Origin of the sequence: Comamonas sp. A23, from assembly GCF_004522605.1 — a bacterium.
GTDB classification, from domain to species: domain Bacteria; phylum Pseudomonadota; class Gammaproteobacteria; order Burkholderiales; family Burkholderiaceae_C; genus Comamonas; species Comamonas thiooxydans.
Genome location: NZ_RSDT01000005.1, coordinates 36,885 through 58,461 on the forward strand (window position 1 = coordinate 36,885; position 21,577 = coordinate 58,461).

Below are 21,577 nucleotides of genomic sequence, written 5' to 3' on the forward strand. Positions count from 1 at the left end.
ATTAGCACAGCTGAAAAAAGCCCTCTCGCGAGGGCTTTTTCTATTTTGGAGTGAGCATGTGCTCATGTTTGGGTTGCTGTTAACCTGACAAATTTCTGGCAGAGGCCCTGGCTCTTGGCGGCTCAACAGGCCGAAAAACGTGGTTAAGCGGCCAGCCGCCATCGCGTTGCGTCTTGTTTCTCTATCATTCGCCGTCTGGGCGCGATTGGGCAGACGAAGTTTGTCGTCAGCGTCTTCACTAAGAAGGTAAGAACAATGAAGACATCGCAGGCCGCCGTGAACATGCCCACCGCCGAAAGGCTGCTGGGCATTCGTCGCGGCATCGAGAAAGAGGGACTGCGGGCATTGGCCACGGGCTCGCTGGCCCTGACGCCGCACCCGGCGGAACTGGGCTCGGCTCTCACGCACCCGCACATCACCACCGATTACAGCGAGTCCCAGCTGGAACTCATCACCGGCGCACGCCTGGGTGTCGAGGAATGCCTGGACGAGCTGACCGAAGTCCATCAGTTCGTGCTGCGCAACCTCAGCGAAAGCGGCGAGCTGATGTGGAATTCCAGCATGCCCTGCCGCCTACCCACCGACGAGACGATTCCGCTGGGCCGCTATGGCAGCTCGCACTCGGGCCGTTCCAAGAGTGTGTACCGCATGGGTCTGGGCCACCGCTATGGCCGCCGCATGCAGACCATCTCGGGGATTCATTACAACTGGTCGCTGCCCGGAGTGAGCAGCGACCAGTACTTTGCGCTGATCCGCAACTTTCGCCGCAACGCCTTTGTGCTGCTGTATCTGTATGGCGCCTCTCCCGCGCTGTGCCCCTGCTTTGTGGAAGGGCGCGAGCATCGCCTGCAGCCGCTGGGCGACGGCAGGCATGCGCTGTACCTGCCTTATGCCACATCGCTGCGCATGGGGCGCCTGGGGTATCAGAGCGACGCGCAGTCCAGCATCAATGTCAGCTACAACGGACTCGACGGCTATGCGGACTCGCTGCACGAGGCGCTGACCCGTCCCTATCCGGCCTACGAGCAACTGGGCGTGCGCAACCCCGGTGGCGACTACAACCAGCTGGGCACGGGCCTGCTGCAGATTGAGAACGAGTTCTACGGCACCATCCGCCCCAAGCGCACCGTCAAGAGCGGCGAGCGCCCGCTGCACGCGCTGCGCGAGCGCGGTGTGGAATATGTGGAAGTGCGGCTCATGGATATCGATCCCTATGAAACCGTGGGCATTGCGCCGGCCACCATGCGCATGATCGACGTCTTCCTGCTGCACTGCCTGCACAGCGACAGCCCCGACGACACGCCCCAGGAAATTGCCGACCTCAAGCACAACCAGCATCTGGCTGCGGAACAGGGCCGCGAGCCGGGCCTGAAGCTGGTGCGCAACGGCCAGCAGGTGCTGCTGACCGACTGGGCACAGGAAGTGCTCGAGCAATGTCGTCCCTATGCCCAGGCGCTGGATGCTGCTCATGGCACAAGCGACTACAGCGCTGCGCTGGATCAGGCCCTGGCCCGCGTGCAGGACGCGCAGTCCACGCCCTCGGCCCATGTGCTGCAGGAACTCACCGGCGCCTATGACAACCGTTTCATCGACTTCATGACCATGCAGTCCGCCAAGGCGCGCGATGCCTTGCTGGCCATGCCCTGGACGGCCGAGCAGCAGACGCGCTACGAGCGGATGAGCCAGGAGTCGGTGACCGCACAGCAAGCCATCGAGGCTGCCGACACCATGACGTTCGAAGAGTGGCGCCAGCGTTATATGGATCCGGCCAGCCTGCTGTAATTCTTGGAATTTGATAGCTGGGAGCGCTTGCAATCTCTGGGTTGCAGGCGCTTTTTTTTTGCATTCGGTGCTGCGGCTGTCACGTCATTGTCATCTGTGTTTCATATCGTAACGATCAGCGGAGCACTGCGCTCCGCGCTTGATCGGCGGTGTGCTCATGTTGTTGAAGAAATTCCAGAACCTTTCGGTGGCTCGCAAGATGTGGGCCTTGTTCCTGGGGCTGTTGCTGTGCAATGTGCTGGTGGCAGGCGGCCTGTTCAGCTATCTGCAGAATGTGGAGCAGCGGGTCAGCGCCGCTGTTCAGGCCACGGACAAGCGCATCAATCTTGCGCTGCGCTGGCAGGCGCTGACGCTGCAAAGCGTGGAGGCTGCGCTGGCCAGCGTGCTCTCTTCGGAAGAGCATCTGATTGCTCAGCTCTCTCAGAAAGCTCGCGGGCTGATGCAACAGGCCGGTGGTCTGCAGCAACAGGTGCAGGCCGATGCTCAGAGCGAAGTCGATCGAAGCGGCCTGGCCAGGGTGGAGCAGGAACGCAAGGCAGTGCTCGATATCTACGAGCAGGCCTATCAGGCGCGTGATCTGGGCAAGGCCTGGGAGGCGCAGAAGCTGGTGGACGAACAACTGATTCCCGCCTCCAGGCGCTATGTCCAGGCGCAGGATGCCTTTATCGAGGCTCAGCAGCAGCAGCGTCTGGACGCCGAGCAGCATGGGCGCGAGCAAACCGCCATCGCCAAGCGCATGGCCATGGGTGTGGGCCTGTTCATGGGCCTGGTGGGGGCGTTGCTGTCGTTGACGACGATTCGCTCCATCACCACGCCCTTGAGCGAGGCGGTGCAGCTGGCGCAGACCATTGCGGCGGGCGATCTCAGCTATGCACCGCCGGCGGCGGAGCGCGGCGACGAGCTGGGTCGGCTCATGCAGTCGCTGGCGCTGATGACTAGGCAGTTGCGCGGCCTGGTAGGCGAGGTGCAGGGTGGTGTGGAGGCCGTGGCTGCCGCATCCAGCCAGATGGCGCAGGACAACAGCGATCTCTCCGATCGCACGGCCCATGCTGCAGAGCAACTCAAGGCCACGGTCAGCAGCATAGAAAACATGGTCACCCTGGTCACCCATTCGGCCGACAGTGCGCGCCATGCCGACCAGAGCGCGCGCAGCGCCGCCGAGGCGGCGGCCAGCGGAGGCAGCGTGGTGCAGGAGGTGGTTCGCAATATGGAGCACATGGCGCAAAGCAGCCAGCAGGTGGCTGCCATTGTGGGGGTGATTGACGGCATTGCCTTTCAGACCAATATCCTGGCGCTGAATGCCGCCGTGGAAGCGGCGCGGGCAGGCACTCAGGGCCGTGGCTTTGCCGTGGTGGCGGCCGAGGTACGCGAGCTGGCCCAGCGCAGTGCCGAAGCGGCCAAGCAGATCCGCCAGCTCATGGAGCACTCCACCAAACAGATGAAGTCGGGACAGACATTGGCGCTGCAGGCCGGCCAGCGCATGGAGCATATCGTGCGCGATGTGCGCACGGTCAGCGGTCTGATCGCCTCGATCACCGAGGCTGCCCAGGCGCAGAACCAGGGTATCGCCCAGATCAGCGAGGCGGTGCAGGCGCTTGACCACATGACCAGCCAGAACGCTGGTCTGGTGGCCGAATCCAGTGCAGCAGCGCGCGAGCTATTTCATCAGGCGCAAAGGCTGGAGGCAGGGGCGGGGCGCTTCCGTATCGACTATCAAGCGCTGGATAACGAGATCGCCGATATCGAGGTGGACGTCATGGAAAGAGAAGTCCATGTGCCCCGCCTGGCTGCGCTGGAAGCCGAAATGGCATGAGTCCCGAGTAGCGGGTTTCGGGTCTCGGTCAGGCCTCGGTCATGGCTTGGGCTGCATCCTCCAGCCAGAAAGCCAGCGCATCGTAATAACCTTCCCAGACGCAGCCGTTGCAGCCGCGCCCGCAACAACTCGTGGGCTCGGGCGGCGGCTGGCGCAGCGTCACCGCCGCTGCTGCGGCGCGCTGCTGCCATAGCGCAATCTGGCTGCGCGCCTGTGTCAGCGGCTGCAGCAGGGCTGTGTCGCTCATTTCTTGAAGCGAACCCAGAGAAACTGGGCGATGAAGGCCAGACCCAGCACCAGAGCAAACCAGCCCACGATATGGGACTGGGCAAACAGCTGGGCAATACCGCTTTCAGGCTTGAACACAGGGGCCAGCAAGATGATGATGCCGATCAGTGCAATCGTCAGGCCCTTGATCAGAATTTCGTTGCGGGCTTTGGACTTTTGGGGGGCGGAGGGCAAGGGCATAAGCGAGCTGGCAGGTCAGAAAAGCAGAGGGAGATTATCCTTGCGCGCCTGAATTCACTGACATAAAAGGGTGTTTGCGCCCATTGCGTGCTCGCACCCTGCAAAAAAGAAAGATCTCCGCTTATGGCCATCCAATGGTTTCCCGGTCACATGCATCTGACGCGTCAGGCCATCACGGAGCGCGTCAAGGAAATCGATGTGGTCATCGAGGTTCTGGATGCGCGCTTGCCCGGCTCCAGCGCCAACCCCTTGCTGCAGGAGATGACGGGCCACAAGCCGCGCCTGAAGATACTCAACAAGCAGGATATGGCCGATCCGGTCCAGACCAAGGCATGGATGGACTGGTACAACGCCCAGAGCGAGACGCGCGCCATTGCGCTGGACGCCTCGGAACCTGCTCCCACCAAGCGTCTGATCGAGCAGTGCAAGCTGCTGGCGCCCTCGCGCGGCGGTCTGGCCAAGCCCATGCGCGTGCTGATCTGCGGCGTGCCCAATGTGGGCAAGTCCACGCTGATCAACTCCATGAGCGGCAAGACCCAGGCCAAGACCGGTAATGAGGCCGGTGTGACCAAGCTGGAGCAGCGCATCGTGCTGGCCGATGACTTCTACCTCTGGGACACGCCCGGCATGCTGTGGCCGCGCATCATCGTGGAGAAAAGCGGCTACAACCTGGCGGCCAGCGGCGCCGTGGGACGCAATGCCTACGACGAAGACTTGGTGGCGCTGGAGTTGCTTTTGTATCTGCAAAAGCACTATGCCTCCATGCTGGAGGCGCGCTACAAGCTGGGCATTTCGGCCGATGAAATTGCGGCGTTGCACGACGACGAGTTGCTGACAATGATCGGCAAAAAGCGTGGCGCCGTGATGAGCGGCGGCCGCGTGAACTTGCAAAAGGCGGCCGAGCTGGTGCTGACCGACTTCCGTGATGTGAGCATTGGCCGCATCACGCTGGAGACTCCGGCCGAATTCGAGGTCTGGCTTGCCGAGGGCCAGCAAAAAGATGCGGAGCGCCAGGCCAGGAAAGATGCGCAGACCAAGGCACGCCGAAGCGCGCGGCGGCAGCAGCAGCGTTAGGCTGCAGGCGACAAGCCCGATGCGGCCAGGGCTTGCATGCACTCAAGCCGGGCAGGCCGCGCGTCTGGGCTTCAAGACCTGGCTCGCCGGACGATTGAACTAATTGGCAACTGCCCCTAGCATTCATCATTCAGTCTGAATGCCAAAGGGCTTGCATGCAGCGTCACTTCGTTGAGGCCAGATACCGGTTGCCCATGCGCCGCATGGTGTGGCTGGGCTGTCTCTGGATGTGGGTCCTGGGCGCTGCAATGAGTCTGGTCTGGTTGCTGATGCCGGCGATGGACGACATGGATCTGGCGCTGTCCGGCGGCGTCATGCTGCTGTCGCTGTTGTGCATGGGCCTGGCCAAGGCCAGGCAGTGGGTCTGGGCCGTGTCCTGCTTTGTCTGGGGCAACTGGCTGTTGAGCTTGCTCTGGGTTTGGCACATGGGAGGGCTTTATGGGCCGGCCGTGATGGCATTTCCTGCCTGGCTGGCTGTTGCGCTCTGGGTGCAGGGCACGCGTGCCGCCCTGACGATGCTGGGGCTGTCCTCCATCGTCGTTGCCGCTCTATGGTGGCTGGCGCCACATATCGGCACGCCATTTGCAGCTCTATCGGCAGCCGAGCATATGCTGGCGATGGTTCATTTGCTGGGGATGATGATGCTGGTGCTCATCATTTGCTTGCAGGCAAGAGCCAGCCTGGGGCGGCGCGTGCAGAAAAGCCAGGAGATGCTGGCCGCACTGGAGGTCAGCCAGAACGAGCTGCGCAAGTTCTATCGGGCGGTCGAGCAGAACCCCGAGAGTATCGTCATCACCGATCCCGAGCTGAAGGTCATCTATGTCAACGAGGCCTTTCTGCTGCGCTCGGGCTATGCGCGCGAGCAGGTGATCGGCCAGTCTACCGAGCTGGTATCCACCATGGGCATGGATCGCAGTCACCGTCAGCGCGCGCTCAAGCAACTGGCCAAGGGCACGCTATGGCGTGGCGAGATGACCAATCGCACGAGCAAGGGTGAGGCCTTGCGGGAGTCGGTGCTGGTGACGCCGATTCGCACGCCTCAGGGAGAGGTCGTCAATTATGTGGAGCTCAAGCGCGATCTCTCCGAGCGCGTTCTGGCCGAGCGCCGTATCCACGACCTGGTCTACCTGGACTCGCTCACAGGGCTGCCCAACCGCCATTCGCTGACCTTGCATCTGCGCGAGCTGGCCCTGGTTCGGCAGGATGCCAGCCATGGCTTGCTGCTGCTGGACGTAGATCGCTTTTCCGTCTTCAACGATGTGCATGGCATGCAGCACAGCGACGAGCTGGTGCAGGCCATGGGGGCCAGGCTGGTCGAGGTGCTGCCTGACGATGCCTGGATTGCGCGTGTTGCGGCTGCGGAGTTTGCTATTGTTTTTGATGGCCTGCACAAGCATGCCGAAGGTGTGGAGGAGCAACTGCTGCTGTATGCGCAGACCTTGAAGAAGGCCTTGCAAAAGCCGTTTTCTCTCAACAGCTGGGTCGAAACCGAGTTTGTCAGCTGCTGCATTGGCGGTGCCGTGCTGGAGCCGGCCATCAAAGGCGGCAACAGCCATGACGTGCTGCGCTTTGCCAGCGTGGCCTTGCATGAGGCCAAGCTGGGCGGCCCGGGCAGCGTGGTGCTGTTCGAGCCGCGCATGGCCCAGGATGTATATCGGCGCGTGCGCATTGCCCGGGATTTGTACCACGGCATCTCCGACGGGGAGTTGCGTCTGTATCTGCAGAGCCAGACCGATGCGCGCGGTCGCTGCGTGGGTGCCGAGGCGCTGGTACGCTGGCAGCATCCCGAATGGGGGCTGGTAAGCCCGGGAGAGTTCATTCCGGTGGCCGAGGAGTCCGAGCTCATCGTGCGTCTGGGCGACTGGGTGCTGCGTCAGGCTTGCATGCTGCTGGCCAGGCCGGTCATGGCAGAGCGTGGACTGCGTCTGTCGGTCAACGTCAGCGCTCAGCAATTTGCGCATGACGACTTCATGGCGACGCTGGACAAGGTCTTGAGGGAAACCGGTGCCAATGCTCGCCAGCTGACACTGGAGATCACCGAAGGCACCTTGCTGCGGGATCTGGATCAGGCACGTCGGCGCATGCTGGCACTGCGTGGCCTGGGCATAGAGATTTCTCTCGATGACTTCGGGACCGGCTATTCCAGTATGTACAGCCTGCAGCACCTGCCGATTCAGGAGCTCAAGATCGACAGAAGCTTTGTCAGCGGCAGCCATCGCTCCGAAAAAGATGCAGCTCTGGTGGAGGCGATGTTGCTGGTGGCGCGCCGCTTGCAACTGCGCGTGGTGGCCGAAGGCGTGGAACTGTCCGAGCAGGCGCTGCAGTTGACGCAGTGGAACCCGGACATCGTGCTTCAGGGCATGCTGCTCGGCATGCCCATGCCGCAGCAGCGTTGGCTGGTCGAGGTGTTGGGCGAGCCCGATGCCGCTGCCAAGATATAAAAAGCCCACAACCGTTGCTGGTTGAGGGCTATCAGCTATGAATAGCGTAGTTCTTGGCTGTCGTCAGGCGGCCGGCTGCTCAAAATAGCGACGTGCCAGCAGATCCCAGAATCTGGAGCCGCGACCGATGTTGTCATCGTTGAAGTCGTAGGCCGGATTGTGCAGGCTCACGCCGGGCTGGTCGCCCTTGGCATTGCCAATCCAGCCATAGGCTCCGGGGACGGCCTCCAGCATGAAGCCGAAGTCTTCGGAGGTCATGGCGGGCAGCACATCGTCAAAGGCGTTGTCGTCACCGACCACTTCACGCATCACTGCGGCCATGAACTTAGCTTCGCGGGCGTGGTTGGTGGTGTTGGGGTAGGCGCCGGGGCGCAGCGTGAACTCGGCCGTGCACAGATGGGCGGCTGCCACGTGGCTGCTGATGCGTTTGAGGCCTTCGACAAACATCTCGCGCGTTTCCTTCTTCAGGGTGCGCACGGTGCCGGCGATGATGGCGTCATCGGGAATGATGTTCTCCACGGTGCCGCTGGTGATCTTGCCCACGGTGAGCACGGCCGAGTCCAGCGGATCGGTGCTGCGCGAGACCAGGGTCTGCAACTGGCTGACGATGGCGCAGGCCACGGGAATAGGGTCCAGCGTGGTGTGGGGCATGGCCGCATGGCCACCCTTGCCGTGGACCCTGATCTGAAAGCGCAGGGTGGAGGCCATGATGGGGCCAACGCGCACGGCCATCTGGCCGGCCGGCAGCGATGGCCAGTTGTGCAGCGCAAACACGGCTTCGCAGGGGAATTTCTCGAACAGGCCGTCATCCATCATGGCCTTGGCGCCAGCGCCTCCTTCTTCGGCTGGCTGGAAGATCAGGTGCACCGTGCCGTCAAAGTCGGGTTGCTGAGCCAGGGTGGTGGCAGCGCCCAGCAGCATGGTGGTGTGGCCGTCGTGGCCGCAGGCATGCATGCGGCCCTTGTTCTGGCTGATGTGCCCGAAGGTGTTGATTTCCGTGACGGGCAGGGCATCCATGTCGGCGCGGATGCCGATGCTGCGGCCGGGGTTGTCCTTGCTGCGGCCCTTGCCGTAGATGCTGGCGACGATGCCAGTCTGGCCCAGGCCACGATGCACGGTCAGGCCCAGGGCCGTGAGGTATGCGGCGACCTTGTCGCCGGTGCGGTGCTCTTCGTATTTGAGCTCAGGATTGGCGTGCAGGTCGCGGCGAAAACTGAGCAGCGTACCGAGGTGAGGAGTGATATCGGGTGTAGATCGCATACAGGGGCCGCGGAGCACCCAGCGCTGTAACTGTCGTGGCAGGCAAGCGTTGCGGGCCTGCCGGTGACCGCAGCATTTCAATAGCAAGACCCCCATCATAGGCGTATGCGAAGAGTGGGGGCTTAGGTAGATACCGAAATCAGGGATTTCAGCGCTTGTGCTAACCGAGGAAAAAGCAAGCGGTGACTTACCAGGCGTGAAGCCTCTTGTGGGTAGCCGGATGAGCCCTGCCGGTCGTGTCTGGCAGGGCGAAGCACCCGACGAAGCCGTCAGCCGTGAACCCGCAATGCCCGTGCGTCGCCTCGTTTCGGCGCAAACGGCGAAAATGCCCGGTTATGACCGCACAGAACGCCAAAATTTCCCTGTTCCAGCAGTTGCTGGTACGCCCCGATCGCAACGATCCCAAGCCCCTCATCCTCTATCATGGCCGTCGCTGCCCCGACGGCTTTGGCGCGGCGCTGGCGGCCTGGCTGTTCTATGAAGGCCAGGCCGAGTTTCGCGGTCTGGATCACGGCGAGATTCAGACGGCCGACGACCTGGGCGATCTGGCCGGTCGCGCCGTCTATGTGCTGGACTTTGCCTTCGAGCCCACGTTGATGGCCGAGATCGAGTCGCGCGTGGCCAAGCTCGTGGTGCTGGACCATCACAAGAGTGCGGCCGAGAAACTCAGCGGCTACCAATGCCAATGCGGCGTGGTGCATTTCGATATGAGCAAGTCCGGCGCGCGTCTGGCCTGGGAGTTTTTCCAGGCCGACAAGCCAGTGCCTGGTCTGATTCGCTACATCGAGGACCGCGATATCTGGAAATGGGAATTCCCCGAAAGTGCGGCGTTTCTCGCGGCTCTGGACATGGAGCCCGTGCGCAGCTTTGAGCGCTGGGCCGAGATTGCGGCCTTCACGCCCGAGCAGGAAACCGTCTACATGGCGCGTGGCGGCGCCATGGACGAGAAATTCCAGAAGCTTTGTGCCGATATTGCCGACGGCGCCCAGGTGCTGGTCTTCAACGGCAGGCAGGGCCTGATGGTCAACTGCCCGGGCATGTTCCACAGCCAGGTGGGCGATTTGCTGGCGCGCCAGAGCGGCAGCTTTGCCCTGATGTGGCATGCCAATCACAAGGGCACCAAGGTGGGCCTGCGCTCGCGCTCGGAGTTCAACTGCATTCCTCTGGCGGAGAGCTTTGGCGGCGGCGGCCATGCCCAGGCCTGTGGCTTCAAGATGGGCAACGAGCGTCTGGTGGAGTTGCTGCAGGGTGAGCTCAAGGCCGAACCCGAAGCACAATACGAGTTTGCGGCCGCACCAGGCCTGCAGTTCGACGAAGAGGGCAAGTGGATTCGCGCAACGCCCAAGTCTGCGTAGTTGCAGAAAATCATAGCTGCCAACGCTTGAGATACAAGCGCTGACAGCTGTTTCTTATGCTATGGATTGCCAGCCCGGCAGTGCCAGCAGCTTTTGCCAGTCCCGCGCTTCCTGCAGCTGAGTCAGGCTGGACCAGTCGGCCTCGAAGCGCATGAGCTGCCCGCTCACGGGGTGGGCAATCTCCAGTGCCCTGGCATGCAGCCATAGCCGCTGTTGACCCAGGCGCTCGGCCCACCAGCGATTCAGCGGCCCCTTGCCATGGGTGGCGTCGCCGATGATGGGGTGGGCCACATGCTTGAGATGGCGGCGTATCTGGTGTCTGCGGCCCGTGGTCGGCAGGGCTTCGACCAGGCTGATGCGGGTTTCGGGGTGTCGGCCGTCATAGCTTTCGGGCCAGGACAGGCGCGCCAGACAGCGCAAGTGCGTGTGCGCGTCCTGCACCGGGGCATCCTCGGGTGCATCGTCGGGCTTGAGGGGATGATCGACTTCCAACGTTTCGGGCAGCCAGCCGCGCACCAGGGCCCGATATTCCTTGCGGGTTTCATGGGCTGCAAAGCTGGCAGCCAGAGCCTGGGCCGCTTGCTTGTGCAGTGCCATGAGCAGCACGCCGCAAGTGCCCTTGTCCAGCCGGTGCACGGGCCAGACATGGTGGCCCAGCTGGTCGCGCAGCGTCTGCATGACAAAGCGGGTCTCGTGAGCATCCAGGCCCGTGCGATGCACCAGCCAGCCGGCGGGTTTGTAGACCACGACCATATGCTCGTCCTGCCAGAGTATGTGCAAAGGCGGATTGGCAGAGCCGTCGGGCAGGGCGGTATCGGGCATGTGGAAGGCAGACAGAAGAGGGCGAGCCGCACTCTAGCGCACAGTGCAAAGCTTTGCTGACCAGGGTCTGCCTGCCGACAGGCCGCTTCGTGGCCGAGAATCGGTGCGGGCTCGACGTCGGCTCATTTTTTGAAGTAGCTGCCAGCGCTTGACGGATCAATGCTGGCCGCCATTTGGAGGCTTGATCTTGTGTCTGTGATGTTCAAGGGGGTGGTGGTTTCGGTCCTGGCGTCCGTGCTGTTCGCCTCGCTGTATTACCTCTCGCCTTTTCTTGCCCCGCTCGATGGCGAGCAGATCTTTGGCTGGCGCGTGCTGGTGACGTTGCCCTTTACCACTGCCCTGCTGTTCGCTCTCAAGGAGGTGGCGGCGGTACGCGACTTGCTGGCGCGAGCTCTGGCCCAGCCCCGGTTTGGAATGCTGCTGGTGCTGAGCGCGGCGCTGCTGGGCGTGCAGCTATGGATTTTCATGTGGGCACCCATGAACGGGCGTGCGTTGCCAGTGTCGCTGGGCTATTTTCTGCTGCCGCTGGTGATGGTCGTGGCTGGGCGTGTGCTGTTTGCCGAGCGTCTGACTCTGGGCCAGAGCCTGGCTACGCTCCTGGCGGCTGCGGGCGTGGCACATGAGTTCTGGCAGGCCGGCGGCATGTCCTGGGAGACCTGGGTGGTGGCGCTGGGCTACACGGTGTATTTCTCGCTGCGCCGCTGGCTGCAGACCGATACCCTGGCCGGTCACTGGATAGACATGGCGCTGCTGGTTCCGGTGGCCATTGCCTTCACGCTGCGCACGCCCGACAGTTGGCCGCTGGTCGCGGGTCATCCGACGTTATGGGGCCTGCTGCCCTTGCTGGGCATCGTCAGCGCAGTGGCGCTGGCGCTGTACATGATTGCCAGTCGCTGGCTGCCGCTGGGTCTGTTCGGTCTGCTGTCCTACGTGGAGCCGGCTCTGCTGGTCGTGGTGGCCTGGCTGCTGGGCGAGAGCATGGAGCCGCAGCAGCAACTGAGCTATGCGCTGATCTTCGCCGCCGTGGGCCTGCTGATCGGCGATGGCTTGCGGCATTCATGGCGTGGGCGTTCACACACATCGGACTGAGATTGCAGCAGTTCCAGCCCCAAGTTGGTGCATCACAGGGCAATAATTGAAGTTTTGTTTTGTTTGAAGGAATAGCTCGTCATGGCATCGACCCCATCCCCTATCCGCGTTGCTATCGTCGGTTACGGCAATCTGGGCCGCGGCGTGGAAGCTGCTGTCGCCAAGAACCCCGATATGCAGCTCAAGGGGATTTACACCCGTCGCGACCCTTCCCAGCTCCAGCCCCTGAATGCAGGTACGCCTGTGCATTCCATGGATGTTTTGCTGTCGCACAAAGGTCAGGTCGATGTGCTGATTCTCTGCGGCGGCTCCAAGGACGATTTGCCCAGGCAGGCGCCCGAGCTGGCGGCCCATTTCAATCTGGTCGACAGCTTTGACACCCATGCCCGCATCCCCGAACACTTTGCCAATGTGGACAAGGCCGCTCAGGGGGGGCAGTGCACGGCCCTGATCTCGGCCGGCTGGGACCCCGGCATGTTCTCCATCAACCGCGTGCTGGGTGAAGCCCTGCTGCCTGACGGCGCTACCTACACCTTCTGGGGCAAGGGCCTGAGCCAGGGCCATTCCGACGCCATCCGCAGCGTGGAAGGCGTGGCCGGCGGCGTGCAGTACACCATTCCTGTGGAAGAGGCCGTCAACAAGGTGCGTTCCGGCGTGCGCCCCGAGCTGTCCACCCGCGAGAAGCACCAGCGTGAATGCCATGTGGTGCTCAAGGATGGCGCCGACGCCGAAGCCGTGCGCAAGACCATTGTGGAAATGCCTCACTACTTCGACCAGTACGACACCACGGTCCACTTCATCAGTGCCGAAGAGCTGGCTCGCGATCACTCTTCCATGCCCCATGGCGGCTTTGTGATCCGCAGCGGCAACACCAGTGCCGAAAACAAGCAGGTCATCGAATACCGCCTGCAACTGGACAGCAACCCCGAGTTCACCTCCAGTGTGCTTGTGGCCTATGCCCGCGCCGTGCATCGCCTGGCCCAGGCTGGCCAACATGGCTGCAAGACCGTATTTGACGTGGCCCCTGGCCTGTTGTCGCCCAAGAGCGCCGCACAACTGCGTGCCGAGCTGCTGTAAATCAGCCGCCGCGATCAGCAAAAAGCCTCGCAGGGTCTGCGAGGCTTTTTTGTGTCGAAACGGGTTGCAGCGCCAATTGCCCGATGGTTGGCAGCTATTGATTTTCAAGTGCTTGCGGGGGGCTCGAGGCCGCTTACGCGCGCCGCATCTTCGAGCCTGTCCACATCGCGCAGCGGCTTGAACAGTGTCATCCAGCCACCCACCACGCCCAGCGTGCACAGGCTGCCCAGAATGGCGGCGGGAACTGCGCCAAACCAGGACGCGCTGCTGCCTGCGCGGAACTCGCCCAGCTCGTTGGAGGAGCCGATGAACAGCATGTTCACCGCATTCACGCGGCCGCGCATATGGTCGGGCGTGGAAAACTGCACCAATGCGCCGCGAATATAGACGCTAACCATATCGGCCGCACCGGCCACGGCCAGTGCCAGCATGGACAGTACAAACCAGTGCGAGAGCGCAAACACCAGATTGGCCAGTCCGAACACTGCTACGGCGGCAAACATCACCTTGCCCACGCGGCGGTTGATGGGGCGCGAGGCCAGCCACAGGCCCATGCAGACCTCGCCTGCGGCCATGGAGGAGCGCAGCAGGCCCAGGCCTTGCGGACCGACCTGCAGCACCTCATGCGCATAGACGGGCAGCAGGGCCACAACGCCGCCCAGCAGCACAGCAAACAGATCGAGCGAGATGGTGCCAAGGATGATGGGGCGGGTGCGCATGAAATGCAGGCCTTCGGCAAAGCGTTGCCACATGGTGGTTTGAACGTCAGTGACGATCCTGGGGCTGGCAAAGTGCACGGGGACCTGGCTCAGCAGGCCTGCGCCCAGAAGCAGAGCGACGCCACAGACTGCATAGGTCAGCACGCCGCCGCCGAGCGCGTACAGCAGGCCGCCCAGCACGGGAGCGGCAATCGCCGAGATACGCATCAGCATGCTGTTGGTGGCCAGTGCCTGGGCCAGCTGCTCGCGGGCAACGATCTGCGGCAACAGGCTTTGCAGCGCCGGACCGCTGAAGGCGCGACTGCAGCCAAACAGCACCAGCACTGCATAAATCCAGTGCACATTGTGAGCACCGCTCTCGGCCAGCAGCCAGAGCAGGCCCGAGCAGACCGCGGCCACCAGCCAGCTGATGCCAAGCAGGCGCTTGCGGCTCATGCGGTCGCTGAGATCGCCAGCGGGAATCAGCAGACCCGCCATGGGCAGGAACTGCGCCAGCCCGACATAGGCCAGAGACAGAGGCTCGCGCGTGATGTCGTATACCTGCCAGGCCACCACCACGGCCTGCATCTGCTGGGCAAACATGGCAAGCATGCGTGCCAGCACGAAATTGACAAAAGCGGGATCGCGCAATGGCGGGATGGAGGGGGCCTGAGGCGCTGTAGAGGTGACGGGGGTGGACAAGGTGAGATCCGTGAGTGCGGCTGGGGAGGCGGGAGTGGGCCTGGGCCGACTTCCTGCCTTGGCGACCTGAAATGTCAGAGGGCCGAGTATGCGCGATCGCCTTGTTCTCTGCAGTGCCTGTGGCCGTTATGAGCATTCACTTCTGCTGCGGTTCATATCCGGCAAGCAGGCTGCGGATTGACCTTCATGCCATGCAGGAGAGAAGCCTTGTTTGTCAAAAAATGTTTACCGACGAAGGCATGAGTCACTTTCCCACACGCAAGGAAACGGCGGCGATTCATCATAGCTTCACACAAATGGTTTGGCGTTATGAATAGCGAAGCTTTCTCTCAAGGAGTCACATCATGTCCATGCTTTCGATGCAATACGCAGGAACTCTTCTGGGCCGCGAAGCAGTCATTGAATTCCCGGACAGCCAGGCCCAAGTCCGCTACACCGCCAGCGGTCAGATGCGCTGGCGCGTGGTGGACTCGCAAGGGCATATTTCCGAGGGCTGCGAGAACCTCAGCTATCTGCAACTGAGCGACCACCTGCATTTTTTGAACTGGATCGAGAAGACCGGCTTCACGGTCAGCCAGGTCATAGACTCAGCCAAGGGCACGGTGCAGGCTTTCTGGTCCTACGCTGACAACCAGTGCGAAAGCGGCCATCGTTCCTCCATGTTTGTGGAAGGCCGTTTCCGTCTGCGTTGAATCTGTCGGCTCTTGTCCGGGGCATGGAGCCGAGGCAGAAGCCAGTTCAATGATTTGTGTGTGTGAGGTCAGTGACTTTCCTCTCTTGCCGACATCCGAAAGGTGTCGGCTTTTTTCTCCGTGAAACATCGCAGGCCCAACCATCCCTGCGTATTTTTTGATCGCAGTGCCCGAAGTCAATGCCTGTGCGGCCTCGCCCTGTTTTTCCGAGGCTTGTCCACAGGCGGCTCCACAGACGCTGGGCATAACCTGCAATCCTGTTTTCCGAACTGCTACGTTCAGAAAACATTCCCTAAGTAGTTATTGCCAAAAGAAAATCGTCCTCTGACACCGGCTTCGATTGATGGAGTGTGGTGCGTGAAACATCGGCGTTGAATGTACGCATGAAAATAGAAAAGCCGGCACCTGGGCCGGCTTTTTCAATGCCTGAACGTGGCTTACTTGCGCTTGTCGGCGATGGCCGAGGACACCACCATGTCCAGCACATAGACATAGCTTGAAGCATCGGCGGGAACATTTTGGCGCTTGAAGCGGTTGATGCGCAGCACGTTGCTCACACCGGCTTCGTGCTTGTAGCCTTCAATCTCGCTGTAGAAGTTTTCCCACTGGCCGGTATAGGTCTTGACGCCGTTGTCGCCGTAGCGGATCTCGCGCACCTGCAGACACTGATGGCGGCCTGCGCCTGCACTGCAGGCCTTACGCTCGGGACCGACCTCGAGAAATATGCGCTCGGGCGCGCTGCCGTATTGGGTCTGGGCGGTGGGCTTGCCGTTGAGCTGCCAGCGCGTGCCATCAATGAACTGCAGCGTCAGGCGAGGCTGTTCAGTAGTGGCGCCGCCGAGCTGCACGTTCCACTGCTTGGCCGTAGGCAGAATGCGCGCAACCTTCTGCTCCAGCATCATCAGTTGGTTGTCATTGCAGGCACGCAGGGTGCTCATGCCTCGCTGCAGATTGATGCGCTGGCCTTCAACGGTGTAAGCCGACGAGATGACGTTGCACAGATTCTTGACGACGACGCGCTGGTCCACGAAGTCCAGCTCGATAGGTGCCTGGCTGGAGCCCAGGAACCAGCTCTGGTCCTCATTGCCCGCCGGCGTGAAGGCCTCTTGCAATTTCCAGTGGTAGGCAGTCAGCGACGTGGCATCGCCTGCGGGGCCTGTAGGGCCGGGCTTGCTTGCACCGCCGCCGCCTGTCGTACCGCAGGCGGCAAGCGTCATGGAAGCAACAAGGGGAAGGCACCAGGTCCAGCGAAATTTCATAGGGTTTCCTTAAGGTCGAATAGAGGAATACGGCAAACCGTGTCAGCAGAAACAGAGTCTCTGTTGACCATATCAGTTCCCTGCGGGTTTTATCTGACCTTAACCCAACGTTGCTGTTGTTTTGCGCTTCGACAACCTCAGAGTGTCAACAAATGCTGCACGCTGACGGGCGGAGAAATCAGATGTGCCGCTCGGGCGTGAAGCCCCTGTAAAGAGCGAAAAAATCCGTACGTCTAGACAGCGCTTCGTCAAATTAGTCTTTGCCAAGCTGCTACGCTTCAAAGGTTCGGGCTATGAAGAAACTACGGCCCAGGCATCAAGGAGTTTCTGTGCGCTTAGGTGGTGTTGCTTTGTTTGGGCTGAATTGGGGGCGGCTGGGTTCTGTGGGCATATTGGCAGGTTTGCTGGGGGCATGCTCGGCAACCGCACCTCAGCATATGCCGGTACAGGAGACTTTCGACTCCAGTTCCACGTTTTCCCGCGGCTTTGATGCGACACCGGCACAAACTTGCGAGGCCGCGCGCCGTGCCTTGTTGAGCCAGGGTTATATCGCCACGGCCAGGACGCAGGAGCTGATAGAAGGGCGCAAGAACTTCCAGCCCAATACGGAGACCAATCTGGAAATCAATTTCCGTGTGGTCTGCGTGCCGCAGACCAGCGACGGCCTGGTCAGTCTGGGTTTTGCGACAGCGTTGCAGGATCGCTATTCGCTCAAGAAAAGTGCAACCTCGGCCAGCGTGGGCGTGAGCGCTCTGGGTTCGCTGTCTCTGCCGTTTTCTTCCAGCAACGATTCGCTGGTCAAGGTGGGCAGCGAGACCATTTCCAAACGCAGCTTCTACGACAGTTTTTTCGAACTGGTGGAGAACTATCTGAAGCAGGATCAGGATGCGCCATAGTTTCGAGCAAACCGGTCTGCAGCGCTTGGTAGGTCGGGAGCTTGTGATTCTGATCTGGTAGCAAGAACTAAAAAGCGGCTCGCGGAGCCGCTTTTTAGTCTGCGAGATCCGTTCAGATGAACAGCGCCGGGTCCACCATGGCGCGGTTCAGCATCACGCTCCAGTGCAGGTGGGGACCGGTCACGCGGCCTGTGGCTCCGACCTTGCAAAAGGCATCGCCCGTCTGCAACTGGTCGCCGGGCTTGCAGTCCACCTGGCTCAGGTGGCAGTACATGGTGAGCAGGCCGCCGCCATGGTCCAGCCAGACCGTGCCACCGTTGAAGAAATAGTCACCCACATCGATCACCTTGCCGGGCAGCGGTGCACGCACAGGCGTTCCGGTGGGGGCGGCAATGTCCATGCCGCTGTGCGGATTGCGCGACTGGCCGTTGAAGACACGGCGCAGGCCGAAGCTGCTGGAGCGACGGCCCGGCACCGGCACGCGCATGTGCAGGCTGCCGGAAGGCAGCGGCTCGGTGAAGGTGGCCATCACGGTCTTCAGGTGGGCGGCCTCGCGTTCGTAGCGGGCATTGTCTTCGGCAGACAGGTCCACCGTCTTGGGCGAGACCTTGAGGCGCTGCTCCACATACTGTTTGTCGTGCACCGTATAGCTCATGGTGCGCAAACGGCCGTCGGTCTTCACTTCAACGCTTTGCTCACCCGGTGTGCTGGCAAGCGGTATGCCCACGAGTGCGGTCCATTCGATCATGTCGCCCACCACCAGAACCTCGGCCTCCGCTGCCGTGACCAGGGGGCGTGCGGAAGCCGGGCCCAGCGACAGGCGTGCGACGCCGCCGGGAACCCTGCTGTCCTGCGGCCAGAGCGCGCTGTCCGAGTTGGCGCTGCGTGCCGCCCAGGCCGGTGCTGCGGCAAACAGCGCTGTTTGCGCCATCCATTGCAGCAGGTGACGGCGTGCGGGCGGGAAAGAGGGGCTGGTAAGTTTTTCGGTCGGCATGGTGCTTATCGGATTGTGCAGGCATTGTGCTGCATTGCTATCGATAGCGGAGCTAAAGGCGATACAGACATGTGAGCTTTACGCTGGTCATGCCTTGAAGACCGGCTGCGGGATCAGGGCTGGCGCATGCTCCGGGCCAGGTCCAGCTGTCCCCGCTGCTCCAGGGCCTGGACTGCACCAAGCCGGTCGCGCTGCTGCTTGTTCTGGCTCAGCTTGAACTTGGCTTCCAGGCGGTCGACAGTAATTTCCAGGCCCACAATGGCGCCGAGCATGCGCTGCAGGTAGTCGGGCGGAGCGTCGCTCATCTTCCATGGGGCCTCGGCATTGTTGCTGGCCTCGTGGCGGCGGGTGAGTCGGCCCACCACGCCGCGCACGAACTTTTCATCGTCGCGCACGCTGATGCGGCCGTGCGCGTGGACCACACGGTAGTTCCAGGTCGGCACCTGCTCGTGGGTCTCGTGCTTGCTGGGATACCAGCTGGGAGAGATATAGGCCTGCTCGGCACGGAAGATCACCAGCACGGGGCTGTCGTCCCGGATCTGCTGCCACACAGGATTGGCGCGCGCCACATGGGCGATCAGTCGCAGCATGCCATCCTCGTCCTGCAGCAACTCGAACGGCAGGTGATTGGCGTCCAGTCCCGCGTCGGACTGGGTGACCAGACAACCCAGCGGGTGAGCCTGGATCAGGGCATGCAGGGAGGCCGGATCATCGATCTTGAAATGGCTGGGGTTGTACATGAAGGCTGCGGCAATGAGTGGAGCAAAACGAATGAGCTTTTATGAGCTTGTTTATACCGTCATGCAGGTTGCGCGCTGACAAGCCGCCTGCATGGCAGGCGGCTTGGTACGAAGGCGAGTGGCGTTTCAACGGTGCTCGCGATCCCCGCGCGAGCGGCCCTCTGAGCGCGTCGCTTGCATGCGAGCCTGTTGCTCGGCCTGGTGCTGCTGAGCCTGCTGCTGGCGTTGGGCCTGTTCCTGTGCCCGTTGTTGCTGCATCTGGGCCTGCTGCTGGCGCTGCTGTTGTTCACGAGCCTGTTGTTGCTGCATTTGCTGCTGGCGCTGAGCTTGCTCCTGGGCGTGCTGCTGTTGCATCTGCTGCATCTGGGCCTGCTGCTGGCGCTGCTGTTGTTCACGGGCTTGTTGCTGCTGCATTTGTTGCTGGCGCTGAGCCTGTTCCTGGGCGCGCTGCTGTTGCATCTGCTGCATCTGTGCCTGTTGCCGACGCTCTTGCTGTTCAAGGGCTTGTTGCTGCATTTGTTGCTGGCGCTGAGCCTGCTCCTGGGCGCGCTGCTGTTGCATCTGCTGCAGCTGTGCCTGTTGCCGATGCTCTTGCTGATCACGGGCTTGCTGCATTTGCTGTTGGCGTTGAGCCTTCTCCTGGGCACGCTGCTGTTGCTGCTGCATCTGGGCTTGCCGCTGGAGCTCCTGCTGCTCGCGGACTTGCTGCATTGGCTGCTGACGCTGGGCCTGCTCCTGGGCGTGCTGCTGTTGCACCTGCACAGGAGTCTGCTGCTGCATTGCTTGCTGGCGCTGGGTTGGCTCCTGTGGGCGTTGCTGCATGGCTTTCTCCGCCGTGGCAGCCTGCATCTGCGGCGCCTGCGGTGGATGGCGATCATGCGGGTCTTGCGGCGGCATCAAAGTATTGCCATTGGATGCGCGTGGCCCGCCTGGAACCTGGTTGGGTCCCTGGGCAAAGCCCGGCCTGCCCTGTAGCTGTGTAGCCAGAGGACTCTGTGCTGGCTGGCGCTGGCTCAGGGCATGGCCACCGGCTGCCAGTGCCGCGGCACCGACGGCCGCTGCTGTTGCGCCGCCAGCAATCGCGTCCGACTGCAGTCCATGCTGTGCAGCGAAGACGCCTGCAGTCTGAGGCTGTCCGGCTTGTACCTGGCGCTCGCCTGCGGCATTTGCATGGATGTTGTTGATGTAGGAGTTGTCCGTGCGATGGATGTTCTGCACCACGGTTCGCGACTGCGATATATAGGTGGTGTTGTTATAAACCACGGCCGGACGGGCCTGCGGGGGCGGGGGGCGCTCGCCGTGGCGCCAGGGCCTTTCGGGATCGCCCCAGTGCATATTCCAGGCATTCCAGCCCCAGGACGGATGCCTGTCCATGGACCCGGCCAGCACGATGGCGGTGCCAAAGCCCAGCAGGCCGGCCATCACTGGCACGCCGGCCACGGGAGTCGGAGGCGGCACTTCCACATAGCGGTAGCCGCCATATACGGGCAGCGGCTGACCATAGACCGCAGCCGGGTCGTACTGAGGAACGTAGACCGTATCCAGCTGGGAGGGGCTGATTTCAATGAACTGCTCCGGTGGCTCTATGACTGGGTCGGGCAGCGGTGTGACCACGGCTCCAGGCGTATAGGCCACGGCGGCAGGCGCGGACGCCAGGTTGACCTTGAGCTGGCTGGAGGTCTTGAGCGTGCCGGCCTTGTAGGCCCGGTTGCGCATGACCTGTATGGCGTTCATCACATCCGAGGGATCGTTGTAATAGGCTTTGCCGAGCGCCGTGGTCCAGGGCAGGTTGGAGGCCAGTTGTTCCAGCACGTTGGGAAACTGGGTCAATGACTTGACGGACGGGTCCCAGTTCTGGGCATTGACGGCATTGCTCAGCGCTGTCTTCTGCAGTCCAGGGTTCTGCCCCAGCCAGGTTTCGGCAGCGCTGATCTGGTCTGGATAGGTGGCACCGGCCAGGATCTGGGCCACCAGCTTGTCCGGGTACAGCGCAATCGGCGCCACCATCCGGTAGAGCGCGTCTGCACCGGGTGGCACATAGGCTGCGGGCTGAGGCTGTGAGGCATCCGACATGGCGGCCGGTGCCGAGGCCGACGGCGCACTGTCCGCCTTGATCGGCGAATCCTTGTCGTTGCAGGCGCTCAGTGCCATGGCGGCGGCCAGAGCAATCATGCCTGGGTGCCAGAGGCGGGCGACCGTGCTTGGCTGCTGCTCCGGCTGCTCAGGCCGGGTCTGGGGGAAATGCGACATCTAACGCTCCTTGCGCCGCACAGTGCAAGTCACGGTGCTATGGCGGATGCTGTTTTAACGCCAGTGTTGAGCCGTTGTTGACAGAGTGTTGTAAGCAAATAAAGCGTGTGGCTGCAGTCATGCTCCACGAAAGCATATAAATTTTGATAGCTTCCTTCCTATTAT

General features: G+C 62.0%; 18 protein-coding genes. 9 read left to right on the forward strand and 9 right to left on the reverse strand.

Annotation, left to right across the window (positions count from 1 at the left end; genetic code table 11):
* Positions 1-255 precede the first annotated feature (255 nt).
* On the forward strand, positions 256-1,782 hold the full coding sequence (gene gshA, locus EIC84_RS13145) for a glutamate--cysteine ligase (RefSeq protein WP_003063904.1): 1,527 nt from the start codon (positions 256-258) through the stop codon (positions 1,780-1,782).
* Between the two features lie 157 nt (positions 1,783-1,939).
* Positions 1,940-3,595 (forward strand): methyl-accepting chemotaxis protein, encoded by a 1,656-nt coding sequence (locus EIC84_RS13150; RefSeq protein WP_034361768.1) that lies wholly within the window; start codon positions 1,940-1,942, stop codon positions 3,593-3,595.
* A gap of 28 nt (positions 3,596-3,623) precedes the next feature.
* Here EIC84_RS13150 and EIC84_RS13155 read toward each other — a convergent pair whose 3' ends face one another.
* Both EIC84_RS13155 and EIC84_RS13160 read right to left on the reverse strand, forming a co-directional pair.
* On the reverse strand, positions 3,624-3,842 hold the full coding sequence (locus EIC84_RS13155) for an oxidoreductase-like domain-containing protein (RefSeq protein WP_003063900.1): 219 nt from the start codon (positions 3,840-3,842) through the stop codon (positions 3,624-3,626).
* Complete coding sequence (locus EIC84_RS13160) at positions 3,839-4,063, reverse strand: hypothetical protein (protein WP_003063898.1); 225 nt, start codon at positions 4,061-4,063, stop codon at positions 3,839-3,841. The genes EIC84_RS13155 and EIC84_RS13160 overlap by 4 nt, the downstream gene beginning before the upstream one ends.
* Positions 4,064-4,186: 123 nt before the next feature.
* Here EIC84_RS13160 and ylqF point away from each other — a divergent pair, with 123 nt between their 5' ends.
* A complete protein-coding gene (ylqF, locus tag EIC84_RS13165) occupies positions 4,187-5,137 on the forward strand; it encodes a ribosome biogenesis GTPase YlqF (protein ID WP_003063896.1) in 951 nt (316 codons plus the stop codon).
* A 155-nt stretch (positions 5,138-5,292) separates the two neighbouring features.
* Entirely contained in the window at positions 5,293-7,578 is a 2,286-nt protein-coding gene (locus EIC84_RS13170; RefSeq protein WP_034361751.1) for a bifunctional diguanylate cyclase/phosphodiesterase, read from the forward strand.
* 63 nt (positions 7,579-7,641) lie between these two features.
* On the opposite strand, the gene EIC84_RS13175 is transcribed toward EIC84_RS13170, so the two are convergent.
* Positions 7,642-8,838 carry a M20 aminoacylase family protein gene (locus EIC84_RS13175; protein ID WP_003063893.1) on the reverse strand — a complete coding sequence of 399 codons (1,197 nt, stop codon included), beginning with the start codon at positions 8,836-8,838 and terminating at the stop codon, positions 7,642-7,644.
* A 335-nt stretch (positions 8,839-9,173) separates the two neighbouring features.
* Between EIC84_RS13175 and EIC84_RS13180 the strand changes: the two genes are divergently transcribed.
* The gene (locus EIC84_RS13180) at positions 9,174-10,193 is read left to right on the forward strand and encodes a DHH family phosphoesterase (protein WP_003063891.1); all 1,020 of its coding nucleotides are present in this window, start codon (positions 9,174-9,176) and stop codon (positions 10,191-10,193) included.
* Between the two features lie 54 nt (positions 10,194-10,247).
* Here EIC84_RS13180 and EIC84_RS13185 read toward each other — a convergent pair whose 3' ends face one another.
* The gene (locus tag EIC84_RS13185) at positions 10,248-11,015 is read right to left on the reverse strand and encodes a pseudouridine synthase (protein ID WP_003063888.1); all 768 of its coding nucleotides are present in this window, start codon (positions 11,013-11,015) and stop codon (positions 10,248-10,250) included.
* A 198-nt stretch (positions 11,016-11,213) separates the two neighbouring features.
* On the opposite strand from EIC84_RS13185, the gene rarD reads away from it, so the two are divergent.
* Both rarD and EIC84_RS13195 read left to right on the forward strand, forming a co-directional pair.
* Positions 11,214-12,104, forward strand: coding sequence for an EamA family transporter RarD (gene rarD, locus EIC84_RS13190; RefSeq protein WP_003063886.1), 891 nt, complete (start codon positions 11,214-11,216; stop codon positions 12,102-12,104).
* An 81-nt stretch (positions 12,105-12,185) separates the two neighbouring features.
* Positions 12,186-13,181, forward strand: coding sequence for a diaminopimelate dehydrogenase (locus EIC84_RS13195; RefSeq protein ID WP_003063884.1), 996 nt, complete (start codon positions 12,186-12,188; stop codon positions 13,179-13,181).
* A gap of 104 nt (positions 13,182-13,285) precedes the next feature.
* On the opposite strand, the gene EIC84_RS13200 is transcribed toward EIC84_RS13195, so the two are convergent.
* Positions 13,286-14,491, reverse strand: a complete 1,206-nt coding sequence (locus tag EIC84_RS13200; protein ID WP_370456503.1) for an MFS transporter — start codon at positions 14,489-14,491, stop codon at positions 13,286-13,288.
* Positions 14,492-14,925: 434 nt separating this feature from the next.
* Here EIC84_RS13200 and EIC84_RS13205 point away from each other — a divergent pair, with 434 nt between their 5' ends.
* Positions 14,926-15,273, forward strand: coding sequence for a hypothetical protein (locus EIC84_RS13205; RefSeq protein WP_003053278.1), 348 nt, complete (start codon positions 14,926-14,928; stop codon positions 15,271-15,273).
* A gap of 437 nt (positions 15,274-15,710) precedes the next feature.
* On the opposite strand, the gene EIC84_RS13210 is transcribed toward EIC84_RS13205, so the two are convergent.
* Positions 15,711-16,532: an META and DUF4377 domain-containing protein gene (locus EIC84_RS13210; RefSeq protein ID WP_003063879.1), complete on the reverse strand. Its 822-nt coding sequence runs from the start codon at positions 16,530-16,532 to the stop codon at positions 15,711-15,713.
* A 437-nt stretch (positions 16,533-16,969) separates the two neighbouring features.
* On the opposite strand from EIC84_RS13210, the gene EIC84_RS13215 reads away from it, so the two are divergent.
* Entirely contained in the window at positions 16,970-17,428 is a 459-nt protein-coding gene (locus tag EIC84_RS13215; RefSeq protein WP_003063876.1) for a DUF2242 domain-containing protein, read from the forward strand.
* A 112-nt stretch (positions 17,429-17,540) separates the two neighbouring features.
* Here EIC84_RS13215 and EIC84_RS13220 read toward each other — a convergent pair whose 3' ends face one another.
* From EIC84_RS13220 to EIC84_RS13230, 3 genes are all read right to left on the reverse strand, one after another.
* The gene (locus EIC84_RS13220) at positions 17,541-18,422 is read right to left on the reverse strand and encodes a M23 family metallopeptidase (RefSeq protein ID WP_034361746.1); all 882 of its coding nucleotides are present in this window, start codon (positions 18,420-18,422) and stop codon (positions 17,541-17,543) included.
* 113 nt (positions 18,423-18,535) lie between these two features.
* Positions 18,536-19,162 carry an FMN-binding negative transcriptional regulator gene (locus tag EIC84_RS13225; RefSeq protein WP_003063873.1) on the reverse strand — a complete coding sequence of 209 codons (627 nt, stop codon included), beginning with the start codon at positions 19,160-19,162 and terminating at the stop codon, positions 18,536-18,538.
* Positions 19,163-19,288: 126 nt separating this feature from the next.
* Positions 19,289-21,412, reverse strand: a complete 2,124-nt coding sequence (locus tag EIC84_RS13230) for a DUF3300 domain-containing protein (RefSeq protein WP_003063871.1) — start codon at positions 21,410-21,412, stop codon at positions 19,289-19,291.
* Positions 21,413-21,577 lie beyond the last annotated feature (165 nt).

Coding starts and splice junctions, on each gene's coding strand:
- EIC84_RS13200 (WP_370456503.1), bottom strand. CDS start 14,491: ATGCTTGCCATGTTTGCCCAGCAGATGCAGGCCGTGGTGGTGGCCTGG.
- gshA (WP_003063904.1), top strand. CDS start 256: ATGAAGACATCGCAGGCCGCCGTGAACATGCCCACCGCCGAAAGGCTG.
- EIC84_RS13160 (WP_003063898.1), bottom strand. CDS start 4,063: ATGCCCTTGCCCTCCGCCCCCCAAAAGTCCAAAGCCCGCAACGAAATT.
- EIC84_RS13225 (WP_003063873.1), bottom strand. CDS start 19,162: ATGTACAACCCCAGCCATTTCAAGATCGATGATCCGGCCTCCCTGCAT.
- EIC84_RS13155 (WP_003063900.1), bottom strand. CDS start 3,842: ATGAGCGACACAGCCCTGCTGCAGCCGCTGACACAGGCGCGCAGCCAG.
- EIC84_RS13150 (WP_034361768.1), top strand. CDS start 1,940: ATGTTGTTGAAGAAATTCCAGAACCTTTCGGTGGCTCGCAAGATGTGG.
- EIC84_RS13205 (WP_003053278.1), top strand. CDS start 14,926: ATGTCCATGCTTTCGATGCAATACGCAGGAACTCTTCTGGGCCGCGAA.
- EIC84_RS13170 (WP_034361751.1), top strand. CDS start 5,293: ATGCAGCGTCACTTCGTTGAGGCCAGATACCGGTTGCCCATGCGCCGC.
- EIC84_RS13180 (WP_003063891.1), top strand. CDS start 9,174: ATGACCGCACAGAACGCCAAAATTTCCCTGTTCCAGCAGTTGCTGGTA.
- EIC84_RS13220 (WP_034361746.1), bottom strand. CDS start 18,422: ATGCCGACCGAAAAACTTACCAGCCCCTCTTTCCCGCCCGCACGCCGT.
- EIC84_RS13195 (WP_003063884.1), top strand. CDS start 12,186: ATGGCATCGACCCCATCCCCTATCCGCGTTGCTATCGTCGGTTACGGC.
- EIC84_RS13185 (WP_003063888.1), bottom strand. CDS start 11,015: ATGCCCGATACCGCCCTGCCCGACGGCTCTGCCAATCCGCCTTTGCAC.
- EIC84_RS13230 (WP_003063871.1), bottom strand. CDS start 21,412: ATGTCGCATTTCCCCCAGACCCGGCCTGAGCAGCCGGAGCAGCAGCCA.
- rarD (WP_003063886.1), top strand. CDS start 11,214: ATGTTCAAGGGGGTGGTGGTTTCGGTCCTGGCGTCCGTGCTGTTCGCC.
- EIC84_RS13175 (WP_003063893.1), bottom strand. CDS start 8,838: ATGCGATCTACACCCGATATCACTCCTCACCTCGGTACGCTGCTCAGT.
- EIC84_RS13210 (WP_003063879.1), bottom strand. CDS start 16,532: ATGAAATTTCGCTGGACCTGGTGCCTTCCCCTTGTTGCTTCCATGACG.
- EIC84_RS13215 (WP_003063876.1), top strand. CDS start 16,970: ATGCCGGTACAGGAGACTTTCGACTCCAGTTCCACGTTTTCCCGCGGC.
- ylqF (WP_003063896.1), top strand. CDS start 4,187: ATGGCCATCCAATGGTTTCCCGGTCACATGCATCTGACGCGTCAGGCC.